The sequence below is a fragment of the Gardnerella sp. DNF01198P genome (genome assembly GCF_049244165.1).
GTDB classification, from domain to species: Bacteria; Actinomycetota; Actinomycetes; order Actinomycetales; family Bifidobacteriaceae; genus Bifidobacterium; species Bifidobacterium swidsinskii.
Genome location: NZ_CP058382.1, coordinates 24,000 through 40,965 on the forward strand (window position 1 = coordinate 24,000; position 16,966 = coordinate 40,965).

Sequence of the window (16,966 nt, forward strand, 5' to 3'; positions counted from 1 at the left end):
CAAGTCTTAGTGTGCGAAATAAATGGTTGAAGGATAACAATGCCTAAAATTCAGATGCGTGATAATAAGCAGGGAGATTCATCTGCTACTCGCCTACAAAGAACTATAGAAAATCGCGAACGTGCAGCGCGTGAGGCGCGTGAGCGTCGTCAGCAAGCAATTATCGGCGTTATTGTAGTAATTATTGTTGCGGCTATGTTGGCTGCTGTAGGCATTACTGCGTATCAGGCAGCTTACGTTCAGCCTCAGAAAAAAATAGAGCAATCTGCAAAATCTAATCATAATTTGGATAATATTGATCCAAGTATTCGTCCAAGCGGTGTTAATTCTAAGAATGGCATTCTTTTTAGCAAGGATGGGTACGGCAAGCAAGCTGCTGGTGCTCCTACAGTTGCCACTTATTTTGATCCTTTGTGCCCTGGTTGCGGATCCTTTAATCGTACTGTTGATGAAACTTTAATTAAAATGGTTGAAGCAGGTCAAATTAACCTAGAACTTCACCCAATGTCATTCTTGGATGGACTTTCTACTGACCATTACTCGACTCGTGTTTCTAGTGCTATTGCTTATATCGCTTCATATGATAACAATCCAAAGCATTTGCTTCAGTTTATCAATGGCATTTTTAACGAAAAATTCCAGCCGGAAGAAAGCGAGGGATATAAGCCTGTAAGCAATAAAGAGTTGATTAAACTGGCTAAGAAATCTGGAATTCCAAACGAAATTGCAAGTAAAGCTTTTAACCGCCAATATTTGAAGTGGCAGCTGCTAGTTAATAAATACACTCCTGATCGTAAGGAATTGTGGAATGTCAGCGGTCCAAATAAAGGATCTATGACAACGCCGACTGTAACTATTAACGATAAATTGCTTGATATGAATGCCATTAATGAGAAAAAAATGAAGGTGCTTGATGCTCTACTTCATTGCATCGGCCTGGATAAAAAACAAGTTGGAGTTGCAGGTCAGATGCCTAAAGTGTCTGACACTAGTTCCCCTATCGCATTGTAAATAAGCTAAATTATAGAAATCTAAATTATTAAATAAAAACGGACGTTAAGTGTATTCTTAACGTCCGTTTTAGTATAGAGATTACTTAATTTTATTTATAATTCAAGCGGCTTACTCTTATACGTAACTTTCGGCATATGACCAGATTTGCCAACATATTTTTTATCGATTCCCAAAGACTTTAATATAGCTTCCAAAGGATCCATTTGCTTTTCAGAAGCTGCATTGAGATCTACTAGCTTACCGTTAATTGTTACTGTTGGAGTTGTCATAGCGCCTTTATTAGAGCCAGAAACATTCCATAAAGCTTTTTCTTCTGGAGTATTCTCATTAATAACTTCTTGCCACTTAACATAGTGTAAGTTAAATGCTTCATTCGCAATCTTATCTGCAACTCCAGCATCTTCAGCTAAATCAATAAGAGCTTTATTTGGTGTTGCTTGGTATCCGTCGCCTTCTTCCGGCTGGAATCTTTCGCTAAAAATACTATTGATGAACTTAAGCAAATGCTTTGGATCGTTGTCGTGCGAAGCGATATAGGCAATACCGCCTGAGATGCGATAAGAATATTGATCTGAGCTAAAACGATTTAAGAATGACATTGGGTGAAGTTCTAGGTTAATTTGACCTGCTTCAACCATTTTAATTAAAGTTTCATCAACAGTACGATTAAAGGATCCGCAACCAGGGCACAAAGGATCAAAATAAGTAGCAACTGTAGGAGCACCAGCAGCTTGCTTGCCGTACCCATCCTTGCTAAGAAGAATTCCGCCTTGTAAATTAGATGCTGGTGGGATGTCAGAAGAAGGCAATTTTTTAATCTCTTTGGTTATTTGGGAGTCTGCTGTATCCTCAGTTTGTGTATCTGGCTTATTGGTCGTTGGATTTTCAATTTTTACTTGTGGTTTATTGATTGAATTGTAATAAGTCATAAACCCAGCTCCTGCAGCGAATGCAAGAATAATTAGTGCTATTACGATGCCAATTAAGCTTTTACTATAAGGGGTATTTGATTTTTGCATTTCATTATTTGTTGTTTCTTGTTGTTGATCCATAGTTATTCTCCTTTTGTGCGCCTTACTCGACACGCCGAGTTTATGCAAAATACTGATTTTTTGCTGTTTTTCTAAGATAAACATGATATATTAAGGCATGGCTCAACGAAGAGAACCTTCAATGGACCAGGTAAGTAAACTGTGGACGATTGATACCCGCCGATGTAGGAATTGGGGTCATGAGTGCACACCCTTCACTACGGATCGTTCGGCACGTACCTGCCGATGAAAGGACATATCATGGCAGAAGTTGTATTTGATCATGTGACTCGTATATACCCGGGCAACGATAAGCCTTCGGTTGATGACTTGAACATGACTATTAAAGATGGTGAGTTCCTCGTACTCGTTGGTCCATCTGGTTGCGGTAAGTCAACTACTTTGCGTATGTTGGCAGGTCTTGAAGAGGTTAACAAAGGACGTATCCTCATCGGTGGTCAGGATGTTACTACAATGCAGCCAAAGGATCGCGATATTGCAATGGTCTTCCAGAATTATGCACTGTATCCGCATATGACAGTTGCTGATAACATGGGCTTTGCTTTGAAGATTGCTGGTGTTCCTAAGGAAGAAATCCGCAAGCGTGTTGAAAAAGCTGCAGAAGTGTTGGATTTGACAGAGTATTTGGATCGTAAGCCGAAGGCTTTGTCTGGTGGTCAGCGTCAGCGTGTTGCTATGGGTCGCGCAATTGTTCGTGAACCAAAAGTATTCCTCATGGATGAGCCTCTTTCCAACCTCGACGCTAAGCTCCGCGTTCAGACTCGTACTCAGATTGCTGCTTTGCAGCGTCAGCTTGGTGTTACTACTCTGTACGTTACCCACGATCAGACCGAAGCTTTGACCATGGGCGATCGCATTGCAGTGATTAAGCTTGGCGTATTGCAGCAGGTTGGAGCTCCTACTGAGCTTTATGACCGCCCTGCAAACGTATTCGTTGCAGGCTTCATTGGTTCACCATCTATGAATATCAATCAGCATCCAGTTGTAAACGGTCGAGCTCAGATTGGTGAGGATTCTATACTTCTTCCAGCTGAGGCTGTTGACAAGCTCACTGCAGAAGATAACGGACAGATTATTGTTGGCTTCCGTCCAGAAGATGCAAGCTTGGCAACATCCGATGATCCAAATGCGTTCTCCTTGAAGGTAATGAACGTGGAAGATCTCGGTTCTGATGGCTATATCTATGGCAATATCATCACCGATGGTTCTCCTGAGGAAGCATCTACTATGATGTCTGATCAAAATAAGCTCACGACTATTCGCGTGAACCCACGTGCTCTTCCAAAGGTTGGCGACACCGTGAAGATCAAGATTGATCCATCTAAGATGCATCTGTTCGCACCTTCTACGGAGTTGCGTTTGAACTAAAACGTTGGTTTGCCTGCTTATATAAGCTAATGAGCAAACTTTCGGTATAAGGTATAGAGCGGGGTTCGCAATATGACGCGAACCCCGTTTTTGGCACAAAAAAGCAGCATAATAAGTGTACAATAATACATCATTACAATGCATCGCTTATTATATATAGTTGTTATCAATAATTCGTCGGTGGTTGAGCTGTGTTTATCTGGAATGCAGTGATATCGTTGGCATGAGCTTGATTGGTAAATAAACTTTATGGAATGGAATGACGCTCCTCAATTAGACCCGCGTGCTGTGCAAGCAACTTCGGTATCTGCACAGGACGAGAATGCGTCTTCTCAAGAGCCGCAGGCACTGAAGATTACTGCGGCTAGTTCAAATCCAAAAATGTTTACACTGCCTTGGGAATTACCACTTTCTCAATGGCCTGCTGATTTATTCGTGAATTTGCCGCGTGGTATTTCTCGCCACGTTGTGCGATTTGTTCACGTTGGCGATGAAGTGTATGCAATGAAGGAAATTACTCGTCAAGTTGCAGAACGTGAGTATGAGCTTTTGCGTAGGCTTCGTAAACTTGAGTTGCCTACAGTTACTCCTATAGCTGTTGTTGCAGGACGCCATGACGCTAATGGTGAAAAGCTTGAGGCAATGTTAGTTACGAAACATTTGAAGTTCTCACTACCATATCGTGCATTATTTGCTCGTACGTTGCGTCCGGATACTGCAGAGCGCCTTATCGATGCGCTTGCTGTTCTTATGGTGCGCTTGCATCTTTCTGGCTTCTATTGGGGCGATGTATCGCTTTCCAACGTGCTGTTTTTGCGAGATGCAGATGCTTTTTCTGCATTCCTAGTTGACGCAGAAACTGGTGATTTGCATGGAAGTTTAACAGAAGGTCAACGAGAATACGATATCGATTTAGCTCGAACCAACATTATTGGTGAGCTTATGGATTTGAGCTCCGGTCAGCTTTTACCGACAGAAGTAGATGAAATCAGTATAGGCAATCGTCTAGTAGATCGCTATCATTCGCTTTGGAGTACGCTTACTGACGTTGATAAGTTCAGTCCTGATGAGATGTGGCGAATTGAACGTCGTGTTAATCGTCTAAATGAGCTTGGTTTCGATGTTGATGAGTTGGAGATGAAGACTTCAGAAGATGGTCGAAGGGTTTTGGTTCGACCTCGAGTCGTGGATGCTGGCTATGCTTCCCGTAAGCTTCTTCGTCTTACTGGATTGGATGTTCAAGAGAATCAGGCTCGAAGGCTGCTAAACGATTTGGATGCATATCGCACTTCTACATGGCGTCAAGGTGAAGAGCTGGAAATCGTCGCAACTGATTGGATGCGTGAAATTTTCGAGCCAACAGTTCGTATGATACCTCCTGAATTCCGTTCGCAAATTGAACCAGCTCAGTTCTTCCATGAAGTGTTGGATCATCGTTGGTTTATGGCAGAAAAAGTTGGCCATGACGTTGCTATGCAAGATGCTGTGACAAGCTATATTAAAAATGTGCTTCCTCAGTACAAAATGGATAAGCATGTTCTTGCTGCTATTAATGCAGATGCTGATTCTGGCGTTGTGGATGATGAATACACGTATTCTTCTCCAGCACCTGTAGGTCACGATATAGATGAAGATGATCAAGATGCTAGTGTTTGGGCAAGTTGAGTATTGTGTTATATACGTAATTAGCTAATTCTCAATAAGTACGGCATTGATTGCCGTCTTTGATTTTAAGTGAATTTTTCGTCGGGGAGCTTCAACTCCCCGTTTTTTTATTGCAGTTTACTCGCTTACCCTAAATTTGGGTATAAAAAAGTGCCCCCTGTGGGACTCGAACCCACAACCCAAGACTTAAAAGGACTCTGCTCTGCCAATTGAGCTAAAGGGGCAACAAATGCTAAGTGTACTACATTCAATCGACGAAGTGAATATCGTGTTAACTTATGCGTGTTACATATATTTATTGCAGTATTCCGAGTGACTCAAGTTTTGCTTTTATTTGTGTTGCTGATGGCTCAACCATAAAAGTATTATCTGCAAAAGTAACAACTGGAATATGCTTTTGATTGCTAATTTCAATCGCTTTTTCTTCAGCACCCTCTTCTGTTTCAATATCGTGCCAAACGAATGCCACACCATACTGGATTAGCGCAGCTTTCGCACGTTTGCAATCTCCACACCAATCTGCACCGTATACATTTACGGTAGGCTGATCTGACATAAAATCCTCCTCAATGATTTTGTGAATTCAAATTTTGTGTAATAAATAGCTCGTGCTATTTATTACTACTTTTACTAGTGTAATAGATGCAGGTGTACCTAAGCATATTGACGTTGAAGTGTAACAAAGATGAGAAAAAATAGTGAAATATATTGCTAGTGTCCCTTGACTTTCATAGTCTTGATGTCATGAATATGGTTATGGATATGAACATGCTAATTTGGTTTGCGGCTGCGGCTGTTGTTATTGTCATCTTATTAGTAACAGTTGCAGTGATTTTGCGCATTCACAGCAATAGTCATGGACCAGTAATTCCTGAAAGCGTTGATAGTGCAATCGATACAAGCAAAACTAAAGCGCGTGGAACAAAAAAATCTGAAAAACAGATAGAAAGTAACGTCGCTGTTGTACCTAATGAAGAAGTAAAGTCTGAATTATTGCCAGAAAGTACTTCTTCGCGTATTAAACGTCTTCGCGAACGTTTGGCTCATAGTGCAAATCCATTTGGTCGTGCATTGTTTAATATCATAAGCAAGGACCATCTTTCGGAAGAAGATTGGGAAGATGTAGAAGATACTCTTCTTATGGCCGATGTTGGTTCTCGAGCTAGTGAAGAATTAGTAGAAGATCTACGCAAAGATGCACGCATTGCTGGTACCTCTAATTCAGAAGATGTGCATTCAGCATTGCGTACGAAACTATTGAAAATAGTAGATGAAGACGCTGATCGACGCTTAAATGTAGATAAATCAGATGCGCATCATCCTAGCGTTATTATGATGGTCGGCGTTAATGGCACCGGTAAAACCACTACTGCTGGTAAATTAGCGCGATTGTTTATTGCCAAAAAACGTTCAGTAATGTTTGCTGCAGCAGATACTTTTCGTGCGGCTGCAGCTGATCAACTTGAAACTTGGGCGTCTGCAGTAAGCGTGCCAGTTGTTCGTGCAAATAAAGATGGTGCTGATGCTGCTTCTGTTGCTTTTATTGCTGCGAATAAGGCAAAAGAAGAGCAAACTGATTTATTGATTGTAGATACTGCTGGTCGTTTGCAGAATAAAGCAAATTTAATGGAAGAGCTTGGCAAAATTCGTAGGGTTATAGAAAAAACTATGCCTGTTGATGAAGTATTGCTGGTATTGGATGCTACTACTGGTCAAAATGGCATGTCTCAAGCAAAAGTATTTGCTGAAGCTATTGGCATTACGGGCGTAGTCCTTACTAAGCTTGATGGTTCCGCTAAAGGTGGAATTGTTATAGCTGTACAGCGTGAACTTGGTGTACCGGTTAAGCTAGTAGGTCTTGGCGAAGGACCAGATGATTTAGTGCCGTTTGATGCTCAAAGCTTCGTAGACGGTTTGCTCGCTTAATGCTGAGCATTGATGTAGTTGCATGAGTGGTAGTTTTTAATGTTCCACTAAAGTCTTTATGAGTTTTGGCTATAAGAGTTTCTCGGTACAATAGTTATATAAAGTAATACTTAAGCTGCAATGATGTTATTGTTGCGCTGTTTCAAATAATTGAGGTGAAAAATGACCACAATGGATCCGCAATGGGCATTGTTGGCTGGCGCGTTGGTGTTTATTATTACGCCGGGTATTGCCCTGTTCTATGGAGGCCGTGAACGCGCTACTTCCATGGTGAATATGATGATGCTTTCAGCTGGCGCTATTTCTGTAACCACACTGGTTTGGACGCTGTGGGGATGGTCGTTAGCTTTTGCTGGCAAAGATATGGCTGGTGGTGTTATAGGTGATCCATTGAGTGGTTTGCTATTCCGTGATTCGATGGTGGCAGATCATGGTGTGTTTACGTCTATGGACGCAAATTCCGGATTATCTGGCGGCATTCCTGCAGCTTTTCGTTTAGCATGTGCTGTTGTTGCAGTAGCGCTTATTACTGGAGCTTTAGCCGGTCGAGTGCGTTACGCTATTTGGCTTATTTTCGTAGCTGTGTGGATTACTTTAGTATTCGCTCCATTAGCACATATGGTGTGCGGTGGTGGATTGCTTTCGCCTAATGGTGCTATTTCACAGGCGTTAGGTATTTCAGTGCATGACTTCGCGGGTGGCTCTATATTGCATATTGCTGCGGCTGTTTCGGCTTTTGCAATTGTTATGATTATTGGCGGACATGCTCACTTCCCTCTTAAGCGTTTTGTTTTGCATATTAAGAATGTTGCGCATACGAGTGGCAATGCTAATTCTGGAGCTACTAATTCGCGTAATCCTAAAAGTCGTTTATCGCGCGCATTGTGGGCTGATGTTGAGCATGCTAAAAATGCTGCTAGTGAGACTGTTGTCTCTCCAGTTGCTACAGTGACTGAGGTTGCTGCTGAATCCACTGCAACGCAGTCAGCCGTTGAAAATGGTGTTGCTGCTCGCCATCCGCATAATGTTCCTTTCGTTATGCTTGGCGTTTTCTTGATTTGGTTCGGTTGGCTTGGGTTAATGATTGGTTCTTCTGCAGGCGTTCCTGGAGTTGCAGGTTATGCTTGGGTGAGTTCCACAATAACTGCTTCTGCTTCAATGCTTGCCTGGGGTGTGACTGAACGTTTACACTCTGGATGCTTTACTGCTTTGGGAGCTGCGTCTGGTGTTATGGCTGGATTGGCTGCAAGTGCTGCAGCCGCGGATGTTATTGCTCCATTGTGGGCTTTAGTTTTGGGTGTTCTTTCTGGTGTTATTACTTCTCTAGTGACTCACTCTCGTACTTTTGTGCGCTACGATGGTGCCTTGCATGTAGTTAGCGTGAATGGTGTTGCTGCGCTTATTGGTGTGCTTGCAGTAGGCTTATTTGCTGATGGTTCTGGATTACTCGCTGTTGGTGATTGGCATCAGTTAGTTGCACAACTGTGCTTAATTGGGATTACGGTGCTTTATGCAGGTGCTGTAACTGCAGTATTAGCTTTTGTTCTTGAAAAGCTTTTTGGATGGCGTATTTCGGAAGCTAAGGAACGTAAGGGCGTTGATTTGGTTGATCAAGGAGAGCGTGCTTACGATTTTTCTTCTATTGCACAAAGTCATGATGGCGCTGTAGTTGCTGTTGCAGCTGATGATGCAAATAAAACTCAAATGGCTGTTCTTACTTCTGTTGATATTGATATGGGTGAAAACGAGGTTGAACAATCTGATTTTATGGTTAATCAATCTGAGGCAAATCCTGAGCAAGGCGATTCTGAGGTTGATTCTAAATCTGAAGTTGAGCAAAAAGAGTCTTCTTCTGAAGAAGAGTCTGAAACTGTAAAAAAAGATGAATCATCGCAAAAGAATAAAAAAACAGAAAAACGAAATAATAGTGCTAAAGAATAGACGCATGTGCGTAAGCGTTATGATTTAGCAGCAAGTTCGAATTATGTTGGTATAAACCGCATGTCTTATCTAAGATATGCGGTTTTGCTATTTTTGCTAATTTAAAATCAAGTTTTTAATTAATAAGTTATTTTTAATGAATAAGTTATTCATATGACACGCACGAATTGCTTGATGTGGATAAAAAAGATAGGTTATCCACATTTTAGGCGTGTCTACGTGGATATCACACAAATTTATCCACATAGTGGGGATAACATTGTGGATATCCTGCGGATAACTTTTTAAAATAATATTTTTATTTGCGATTTACGCATATTTGTGTTACTTCACTCGCAATTGCTTTTTGCATAAAATTTGTTAGCCTATTGCAATTTTCTTTTATGCAAGCGTGACAAAGTAGCAGTAGAATGAAGCATTATGACAAATCAAAAGTTGGACAACCAGAACAAAAAAGACGTACTGCGCAATATTTGGCTACTAGCTGTACCGACTTTTGGACAGCTCATATCTGAGCCGGCATTTGTACTCATTGACACTGCTATTATTGGCCATATTGGCAAAAGTGCTCTAGCGGGTCTTTCTATTGGATCAACGGTACTTCTTACTACTACAGGTCTCTGCTTATTTTTGGCTTACAATACAACTTCACAGGTTGCGCGTCTCTTAGGCGCAGGTAAGCGTCGAGAAGGTTTTAGCATTGGTATGGATGGGTTGTGGCTTGCATTATTGCTTGGCATAATTCTTACAGTCATACTTATTTTCGCCGCTGAACCGTTATGTTACGCAATAGGTGCGCGCGGCTCTACGTTGCAAAATGCTATTGTTTACACACAAATGGTTATGCCTGGATTGCCTGCGATGTTGCTCGTGTATGCAGCAAATGGCATATTTCGCGGTCTTTGCAACGTGCGCATAACATTATTTGCTGCTGTAAGTGGAGCTGTTCTAAATACCATTCTCGATGTAATCGCAGTATTTGGTCTCAACATGGGAATCGCTGGTTCTGGTATTGCAACAATGATTGCGCAATGGTACATGGGACTTGTTCTCACTATTCCTGCAGTTATTTGGGCTACTCAAAGTGGTGCGCGTCTCAAACCACATTTCCAGCATATTCTACATTCTGCTGGAACTGGTATGCCTTTGTTTGTTCGTACACTTGCATTGCGCGTGTGCATGGTAGCTACGGTTGTTACTGCGACTCATCTCGGTACTAATACTCTCGCCGCGTATCAGGTTGCTAACTCTTGTTGGAATTTTGTTATGAATATTTTAGATGCAATTGGTATTGCTGCGCAGACTATTGTTGCTGCAGCACTAGGTGCAGGCTGTCGTAAGCGCGCAGGAATGATTACGCGTATTTGTGCTCAAGTGGGAGCTGTAAGCAGCGTAGGAGTCGGTTTATTCATGATTTTCGTGGGTTGGAGTTGCGCGCCACTATTTAGTCAGCATACAGATATCCAGTTTTTAATTTCTGTAGGTATGACAATATTAGGATTGTTCTTGCCTCTTGCTGGATGGATGTGGGCACTAGATGGCGTATTAATTGGCGCAGGCGATCACCGTTACTTAGCAAAAGCTTGCTCAGTAATGGCTGCTGTGTATTTAACATTTTTGGCGCTCACAAGCGTTTTCGATGTCGTCGTCGATGCTAATGACGTGGTAAGAACTATTACTTTATGGGTTGTTTTAAATGCTGTTTATATTGGGGGGCGTGCAATAGGCAATAGTTTGCGCATAAGAAATGATACGTGGATGGACTCTGCGCTAAAAATGTAAATAAAGTTTTGTGTTAATACATTTACGTTTTTTCATAATACGTGCGCGCGTTTATACTCGTTTTTATGGCAGATAATGATATGTGGCAATCTACTAAAGGCAATGTTATCCGCGTAGGGAGCAATCGTGGTGGCAATGGTGACGCCTCTGCATATGGTTCTGGCGTTGCAAATCGTGGTGCTGAAGTAGGTGCTACGTTGTTTGATCGTGTGCCTCCTCACGATGTCGATGCAGAAATGGCTGTGCTTGGCGGAATGCTTATGAGCAAAGATGCTATTGGCGAAGTGTCTCAATTGCTTGAAACATCAGATTTTTATTTACCGCAGCACCAAACAATTTATGATGCTATTCTTACGCTTTTCGCTGGCTCACAGCCTGTTGACGTTGTGCTTGTAGCTAACGAATTAATGAAAGATGGAAATCTCGATAAAGTTGGCGGAGCTGACTATTTGCACAGCCTAGTAGCTTCTGTGCCAACAGCCGCAAACGCAATGTACTACGCAGATATTGTGCACCAAAATGCTGTTCTTCGTAACGTTATTACTGCTGGCACAAAAATTGCGCAAATGGGCTATTCTGCTTCCGGAGCGCAAGCAGAAGATATTGTAAATCTTGCGCAATCAGAAGTGTATGAGATGAGTGCCGGCAAAGTGCGTCAAGATTACGTTGCTATTGGCTCAGTTTTGCAAAATACTCTTGATCAGCTCGATAAAATGCAAAATCATGAACTTGAGCAAGGTGTGCCGACTGGATTTAGAGATATTGACGAAGTTACTCAAGGTTTGCAGCCTGGTCAAATGATTGTTGTTGCTGGTCGTCCGGCTATGGGTAAGTCAACACTTGGCATTGATTTCGCTCGTTCAGCAGCACTGCACCACAATATGACGTCTATTGTGTTCTCTCTAGAAATGAGCAAAGTGGAATTGGCTCAGCGCATTATTGCTGCAGAAACTAATATTCCGCTTGCTGCTATGCGAAGAGCGGAAGATATTACTCCAGATCGTTGGAATACTCTTAATACTTTTTGGACAAAAATGCAAAACGCTCCGCTTTTTATTGATGACAGTCCAAATATGAGCTTGATGGAAATTCGCGCAAAATGCCGTCGTTTGAAGCAAACTAATGATCTGAAACTGGTAGTTATTGATTACCTTCAGCTGATGAGTTCCGGCAAGCGCGTGGAAAGCCGACAGCAGGAAGTTTCGGAATTCTCACGTGCGCTTAAGTTGCTTGCAAAAGAGCTTGAAGTGCCAGTTGTGGCTTTAAGCCAGCTCAACCGCGGACCGGAAATGCGAAACGACAAGAAACCACAGCTTTCAGATTTGCGCGAATCTGGTTCTATTGAGCAGGATGCTGACGTTGTGTTCCTAGTGCATCGCCCTGATTTTTACAATAAGGAAGATCGCCCAGGCGAAGCAGATATCATTATGGCAAAGCATCGTAACGGCCCTACTGACACGTTTAATCTTGCCTTCTTGGGTGCAACTTCCAAGTTCATGGATATGCCGCAAGACTACCAGCAATAAGGGGTGTGATTTAGTATGTCAAGCCGCGACCATGAATCGCATAAAAAGTTGCGTCAAAATTTGCATAAGCATTGGTACAGTTTTGCAATGCCTGCTGCTGGTAAACTTGTTTGCGCTCTTTCTAGGGTGCTACATCATGGCGGAAGCGCATTGCCGGGGAAAGTTATTGAGAGCCTTGATTCCGGCTTTCTAGCGCGTACTCTTGCATCATTGCCATACGGAATAGTTCTTATTTCCGGAACTAATGGCAAAACTACCACAACGCGTATGGTAACTTCTATGCTGCGCGACGCAGGGCTTAATGTATTTACTAATCCAACCGGTTCAAACTTTACTAGAGGAGTAGTGGCAGCTCTTGCAAAAATAATGCCGGCTTTTGGTACAAAATTAAATGCAGATATTGCAGTTTTAGAGCTCGACGAAGCGTACGCAGTGCATTTTGTAAATCAAATCAAGCCTCGTTATTCTTTATTGCTAAATGTTATGCGAGATCAGCTCGATCGATTCGGCGAAATTGACACAACTGCAAAACTATTAAGCAATGTAGCTGCAGCAACTGAAGGAACGGTAGTGCTAAATCGCGAAGATTCACGTATTTGCGCGCTTGCAAAAGTTGTTCCTTCCGGGACCTGTGTGCGGTATTTTGGTTTGGATGACGCAGTAAAAAGCATGTTCCCAACGGATGATGATTTGCACAATACTGCTGAAAAAAGCGAAAATTGCAAAGATACTGCAGAAAGCAAGGCTAACAATCTTCCTAAAGCAGACGTTGTGCTTTCAAAAGTTGGAGACCATGAGGCCGAGTTTATACTTGATGGCAAGAGTAAAACCACATCTGTAAAACTCGACGGCGCTTACAACATTTTCAACGCTGCTGCAGCTGCAACAGTAGTTCGCGCTATATTAGCGGATGCTACAAAACAAAATTCTGCGCTGCAAAAATTCGACGACGACGCGCTTATGGAAGCGATTTCGCACGTAACTCCTGCTTTTGGTAGAGGAGAAGTAATTGAAGTTAATGGCGCTCCTGTTGAGCTTGTTTTAGTGAAGAATCCTATTGGTTTTAGACTTGCGATTGCTTCGGATCATCCGCAAAATCACGATACCATGATTGCAATTTGTGACGAATATGCGGACGGTAGAGATATGAGCTGGCTGTGGGACGTTGATTTTGCAAGCTTTAGCGGCACTGGAGTTGAGTGCGTTTCTGGTACTCGCGCATGGGATATGGCTTTGCGTCTGCAATACGATAAAGTCTCGGCTCGCAATGTGAATACGGATTTGGAAGAAGATGCTAAAGCTTTTGTAAACGGCGATTTTAGTGGCAACGCTAAAAATGCTAAACGCATATATTGCACGTATACTGCCATGCTTCGCGTGCGCGCTGCTTTAGCACAACTTGCGGAAGTTAAAGACGTTGGAGTTGGGAAGTAATTGTCATGAATGGTTCCAGTGATATTAGTAAAGCAAATGCTACTTTTGAAGAAAATCGCGTGCTAGATATTGTGTCGTTGTACCCGAAAGACATGAATATTTACGGGGACTACGGGAATGTGCTTACGATTATGCGCCGAGCGGAATTGTATGGCTACGAGCCTGTGCTACACGAGTACAATGTTGGCGATTTATGGCCAGAACACGTGGATATGATTCTTGGCGGCGGCGGTCAAGATCATGGTCAAAGCAGAGTCACTGAAGATTTATTTGCGCGAGCAGACGCGATTCGTGGGCTTGCAAAAGATGGCGTTCCAATGCTTATGATTTGTGGGCTTTACCAGCTTTTTGGAAAGTATTTTGAAACCGTTGAAGGTCAAAAGCTTAAAGGAATTGGAATACTTGGCGAGCATACGGTTGGTCAAGATGTGCGCATGATTGGAAATCTTGTGGAACATAGCGACGATTTTGGCGATATTGTGGGCTACGAGAATCATTCTGGGCGCACAAGCTTGGAGGGTGATACTCATCCACTTGGCTCGGTTGATAGTGAAAATTGCGGTAATAATGGCAAGGATCACACGGAAGGAGCGCGCAAATACAATGTTATTGGAACGTATATGCACGGCTCAGTTTTGCCGAAAAATCCGCGTCTGGCTGACTTTTTAATCCGTACTGCTGCGCAAAATCGTTACGGCGAATTTTCGCCAAAGCAAACTGATGCTCAACGCGCGGAGCTTGCGAAACTAGACGAATTAGCAGAGCGCGCTCGCGAAGTGGCCGTAACTCGTCCGCGGTAAATGAGCATAGGCGTATGTATGATTTAGTAAAAATTTGATCAATTATTTTATTCTATGCGCATAGTGTGTATAATCTTTTTATGAGATACAAAGAGATTGAAAAACGTCTTAAGAAAGACGGATGGATACTTTTTGCACAGCGTGGAAGTCATTGCCAATTCGTACATAAAACCAAAACGGGTAAAGTCACAGTGCCTAAACATCCAGGTGATATTAACCCATCGGTTGTTAAGTCAATCTGGCGCCAGGCAGGAATTAGTGAGACAAAGGTGAAATGATGAAATTAGCGTATCCTGTTATTCTTACTCCATACGAAGATAATAGTGGGGGTTTTGTTGCAGAAGTTCCTGATTTGCCAGGGTGTGTAACTGGCGGTAGTAATCTTGCAGATGCTTTGATTATGGCAGAAGACGCAGCAAGCGGATGGGTTCTTACAGAACTAGAAAGTGGCAAGACTGCGCCAAAAGCTAGCGATATTAATGATATTGTTGTAGAAAATCCTAATTCAAAGTTATCTATGGTTGCGCTTGATATGGATTCTTATGCTGCAAAATACGGTTCTCAGTCAGTTCGCAAAAATGTTACTCTTCCAGCTTGGCTTGACACTTGGGCGCAAAAAGCTGGCATCAGCTACAGTGGGACTTTACGCGATGCTTTAGAATCTTTATATGCTAAAGGAGCTGTGAATAAAGCTTAGTTATATTAGAGCTATATTATCTGATTTGTAATGCAATATTGTGCAATCAATTAACACAAAAGCCTGCTGAACTTGCAAAGTGTTGCAAATCAGCAGGCTATTTTGTAGTTTTTGATTCTAGTTTTCGCTTGATTTGGTGAGTGCATTAATCAATCAAACCATACAAGCGGTCGCCAGCGTCGCCAAGACCTGGAACGATATAAGCTTTGTCGTTCAAATGCTCGTCAACAGCGCAAACAACAACCTTAAAATCGATGGAAGGATCAAGTTCCTTCTCCAAGCGCTCTAAGCCTTCTGGGGCTGCCAAAATGTTAATAGCAGTAACATCCTTAGCGCCGCGCTCAGCCAAATAATGCGTAGCGGCAATAAGAGTGCCACCAGTGGCAAGCATTGGGTCAAGAAGGAAGCATTGACGACCGGTCAAATCTTCTGGCAAACGGTTGGCATAAGTGACAATGTCGAGCGTCTGCTCGTCGCGCTTCATGCCAAGGAATCCAACCTCAGCGGTTGGAAGAAGGCGAGTCATGCCATCGAGCATGCCAAGACCAGCGCGCAAAACCGGCACAACCATTGGGCGTGGGCGGTTCAAATGCTTGCCAGTCATCTTGCAAATAGGAGTTTCAATCTCGCGATCGCTAACTTCCAAATTACGGGTTGCTTCGTATGCTTCGAGGGTTACCAATTCGGAAACCAACTCGCGGAAAATATTAGAAGGTGTATTCTTATCACGCAAAACGGTGAGCTTGTGGTCCACCAGCGGATGATGTAAAACATGAAGATCCATACCTTCTAGGGTAATGCAAGCATGGCATGTTAAGCTATCGGCGTGCCGTTATTTTTGCGCAAAATATAAACAAATGTGAGTAAAATATATATTTTATCTAAAATTAGCTAGCAAAATCTAAAATATAAAATCTAAAACTTAAAATTCAAGACTCAGAGCAGAAACGATACTGACTTGCGAAAGCGCCTGTCGGCGCAAACGCCGCTCGCAGCGGCAAAAAATGGAGCCCGGGGCTTAAACACAAGCCAGCATCATTTTGAGTATACCTTGTTTTCTGTTTTCACGCGCCGCATAATTTTAATCGCAAATAATTTATTCCAATTTTCCTGCGCGCCATAATTTCGCTCCATGAGCAAAAGATAACGAAAGTGCGTGCATATTTGCTGAGATATGCAAAACTTTTGCAATTTTCTGCGTGTGCATTGTATTTGCTTGTTTGTCTAACTTTTTTGCGTAAACTTGCATTCCGCGCGCAATAATCGAAGTAAAAGCTGAAGATCGGTAAAGCGCTACAGCAAAATCGCCTGTAAAAGCACCAGAAAGAATAGAATCTGCAAGTCGCGCAATATCTTCTCCTGTAGGAGCTTCGTCAATTCCTGTAATAGCGGATGCGCTTGTTGTTTCAGGTTCGCCAAGGCTCCAGTACTCGGCGTAAGCTTCGCGCTGCTTTCGTAGAGACATGCGCAGTAAGTACAGTCGCCACAACATTCCAGGAATAGACTCTGCTTCCGCATGGCTCCACAAATCTGCAATAACTTCAATGCCCTCATTTTCAACCAAATTCAGCACGCGCTCAACGATTTCCGGCGACTGCGTTTTATGAACGCGGTTAAGCAAAACGGCAGCGGAAGTGTGGCTAATTTCGTTTACAACCTGCGGATCCGTGCCGCCTTCAATCTGCGCGAGCATTGCAGGATCCATTTGTGCAGGTCGGCTTGGGCGTGAAGCTCCTGTAGGGCTTGGCATAAAAGCAGATC

General features: G+C 42.7%; 15 protein-coding genes and 1 tRNA gene. 11 read left to right on the forward strand and 5 right to left on the reverse strand.

Features of this window, described 5'->3' with window-relative positions:
- Positions 1 to 39: 39 nt before the first annotated feature.
- Positions 40 to 1,011 (forward strand): DsbA family protein, encoded by a 972-nt coding sequence (locus HXT44_RS00105; protein WP_004110161.1) that lies wholly within the window; start codon positions 40 to 42, stop codon positions 1,009 to 1,011.
- A 95-nt stretch (positions 1,012 to 1,106) separates the two neighbouring features.
- Here the strand turns inward: HXT44_RS00105 and HXT44_RS00110 are convergent, their stop codons facing one another.
- A complete protein-coding gene (locus HXT44_RS00110) occupies positions 1,107 to 2,066 on the reverse strand; it encodes a DsbA family protein (RefSeq protein WP_421782880.1) in 960 nt (319 codons plus the stop codon).
- A 240-nt stretch (positions 2,067 to 2,306) separates the two neighbouring features.
- Between HXT44_RS00110 and HXT44_RS00115 the strand changes: the two genes are divergently transcribed.
- Together HXT44_RS00115 and HXT44_RS00120 are read left to right on the forward strand one after the other, a co-directional pair.
- Entirely contained in the window at positions 2,307 to 3,434 is a 1,128-nt protein-coding gene (locus HXT44_RS00115; protein ID WP_004110155.1) for an ABC transporter ATP-binding protein, read from the forward strand.
- 249 nt (positions 3,435 to 3,683) lie between these two features.
- Positions 3,684 to 5,099, forward strand: coding sequence for a DUF4032 domain-containing protein (locus HXT44_RS00120; RefSeq protein ID WP_004110152.1), 1,416 nt, complete (start codon positions 3,684 to 3,686; stop codon positions 5,097 to 5,099).
- Between the two features lie 151 nt (positions 5,100 to 5,250).
- On the opposite strand, the gene HXT44_RS00125 is transcribed toward HXT44_RS00120, so the two are convergent.
- Positions 5,251 to 5,323: transfer RNA gene (locus HXT44_RS00125), tRNA-Lys, on the reverse strand.
- A gap of 71 nt (positions 5,324 to 5,394) precedes the next feature.
- Positions 5,395 to 5,655 carry a glutaredoxin domain-containing protein gene (locus HXT44_RS00130; protein WP_004110149.1) on the reverse strand — a complete coding sequence of 87 codons (261 nt, stop codon included), beginning with the start codon at positions 5,653 to 5,655 and terminating at the stop codon, positions 5,395 to 5,397.
- A gap of 188 nt (positions 5,656 to 5,843) precedes the next feature.
- On the opposite strand from HXT44_RS00130, the gene ftsY reads away from it, so the two are divergent.
- From ftsY to HXT44_RS00170, 8 genes are all read left to right on the forward strand, one after another.
- Positions 5,844 to 7,025, forward strand: coding sequence for a signal recognition particle-docking protein FtsY (ftsY, locus tag HXT44_RS00135; RefSeq protein ID WP_421782882.1), 1,182 nt, complete (start codon positions 5,844 to 5,846; stop codon positions 7,023 to 7,025).
- A gap of 162 nt (positions 7,026 to 7,187) precedes the next feature.
- Complete coding sequence (locus tag HXT44_RS00140) at positions 7,188 to 8,966, forward strand: ammonium transporter (protein WP_415707385.1); 1,779 nt, start codon at positions 7,188 to 7,190, stop codon at positions 8,964 to 8,966.
- Between the two features lie 420 nt (positions 8,967 to 9,386).
- Entirely contained in the window at positions 9,387 to 10,748 is a 1,362-nt protein-coding gene (locus HXT44_RS00145) for an MATE family efflux transporter (RefSeq protein ID WP_004110141.1), read from the forward strand.
- Between the two features lie 65 nt (positions 10,749 to 10,813).
- A complete protein-coding gene (dnaB, locus tag HXT44_RS00150; protein WP_415707386.1) occupies positions 10,814 to 12,274 on the forward strand; it encodes a replicative DNA helicase in 1,461 nt (486 codons plus the stop codon).
- Between the two features lie 15 nt (positions 12,275 to 12,289).
- Positions 12,290 to 13,708: a MurT ligase domain-containing protein gene (locus HXT44_RS00155; RefSeq protein WP_421782885.1), complete on the forward strand. Its 1,419-nt coding sequence runs from the start codon at positions 12,290 to 12,292 to the stop codon at positions 13,706 to 13,708.
- 5 nt (positions 13,709 to 13,713) lie between these two features.
- A complete protein-coding gene (locus tag HXT44_RS00160) occupies positions 13,714 to 14,508 on the forward strand; it encodes a type 1 glutamine amidotransferase (protein ID WP_421782887.1) in 795 nt (264 codons plus the stop codon).
- 80 nt (positions 14,509 to 14,588) lie between these two features.
- Positions 14,589 to 14,786 carry a type II toxin-antitoxin system HicA family toxin gene (locus HXT44_RS00165; protein WP_032841657.1) on the forward strand — a complete coding sequence of 66 codons (198 nt, stop codon included), beginning with the start codon at positions 14,589 to 14,591 and terminating at the stop codon, positions 14,784 to 14,786.
- Complete coding sequence (locus HXT44_RS00170) at positions 14,786 to 15,205, forward strand: type II toxin-antitoxin system HicB family antitoxin (protein ID WP_012913716.1); 420 nt, start codon at positions 14,786 to 14,788, stop codon at positions 15,203 to 15,205. Before HXT44_RS00165 ends, HXT44_RS00170 begins: the two co-directional genes overlap by 1 nt.
- A gap of 145 nt (positions 15,206 to 15,350) precedes the next feature.
- On the opposite strand, the gene upp is transcribed toward HXT44_RS00170, so the two are convergent.
- Positions 15,351 to 15,989 carry a uracil phosphoribosyltransferase gene (gene upp, locus HXT44_RS00175; RefSeq protein WP_004136544.1) on the reverse strand — a complete coding sequence of 213 codons (639 nt, stop codon included), beginning with the start codon at positions 15,987 to 15,989 and terminating at the stop codon, positions 15,351 to 15,353.
- A gap of 312 nt (positions 15,990 to 16,301) precedes the next feature.
- Positions 16,302 to 16,955: a hypothetical protein gene (locus HXT44_RS00180; RefSeq protein WP_064621729.1), complete on the reverse strand. Its 654-nt coding sequence runs from the start codon at positions 16,953 to 16,955 to the stop codon at positions 16,302 to 16,304.
- Positions 16,956 to 16,966 lie beyond the last annotated feature (11 nt).

Bases quoted from the DNA above. Each gene is read 5' to 3' on its own strand.
- HXT44_RS00105 (WP_004110161.1), top strand. From the start codon at position 40: ATGCCTAAAATTCAGATGCGTGATAATAAGCAGGGAGATTCATCTGCT.
- HXT44_RS00110 (WP_421782880.1), bottom strand. From the start codon at position 2,066: ATGGATCAACAACAAGAAACAACAAATAATGAAATGCAAAAATCAAAT.
- HXT44_RS00115 (WP_004110155.1), top strand. From the start codon at position 2,307: ATGGCAGAAGTTGTATTTGATCATGTGACTCGTATATACCCGGGCAAC.
- HXT44_RS00120 (WP_004110152.1), top strand. From the start codon at position 3,684: ATGGAATGGAATGACGCTCCTCAATTAGACCCGCGTGCTGTGCAAGCA.
- HXT44_RS00130 (WP_004110149.1), bottom strand. From the start codon at position 5,655: ATGTCAGATCAGCCTACCGTAAATGTATACGGTGCAGATTGGTGTGGA.
- ftsY (WP_421782882.1), top strand. From the start codon at position 5,844: ATGAATATGGTTATGGATATGAACATGCTAATTTGGTTTGCGGCTGCG.
- HXT44_RS00140 (WP_415707385.1), top strand. From the start codon at position 7,188: ATGACCACAATGGATCCGCAATGGGCATTGTTGGCTGGCGCGTTGGTG.
- HXT44_RS00145 (WP_004110141.1), top strand. From the start codon at position 9,387: ATGACAAATCAAAAGTTGGACAACCAGAACAAAAAAGACGTACTGCGC.
- dnaB (WP_415707386.1), top strand. From the start codon at position 10,814: ATGGCAGATAATGATATGTGGCAATCTACTAAAGGCAATGTTATCCGC.
- HXT44_RS00155 (WP_421782885.1), top strand. From the start codon at position 12,290: ATGTCAAGCCGCGACCATGAATCGCATAAAAAGTTGCGTCAAAATTTG.
- HXT44_RS00160 (WP_421782887.1), top strand. From the start codon at position 13,714: ATGAATGGTTCCAGTGATATTAGTAAAGCAAATGCTACTTTTGAAGAA.
- HXT44_RS00165 (WP_032841657.1), top strand. From the start codon at position 14,589: ATGAGATACAAAGAGATTGAAAAACGTCTTAAGAAAGACGGATGGATA.
- HXT44_RS00170 (WP_012913716.1), top strand. From the start codon at position 14,786: ATGAAATTAGCGTATCCTGTTATTCTTACTCCATACGAAGATAATAGT.
- upp (WP_004136544.1), bottom strand. From the start codon at position 15,989: ATGGATCTTCATGTTTTACATCATCCGCTGGTGGACCACAAGCTCACC.
- HXT44_RS00180 (WP_064621729.1), bottom strand. From the start codon at position 16,955: ATGCCAAGCCCTACAGGAGCTTCACGCCCAAGCCGACCTGCACAAATG.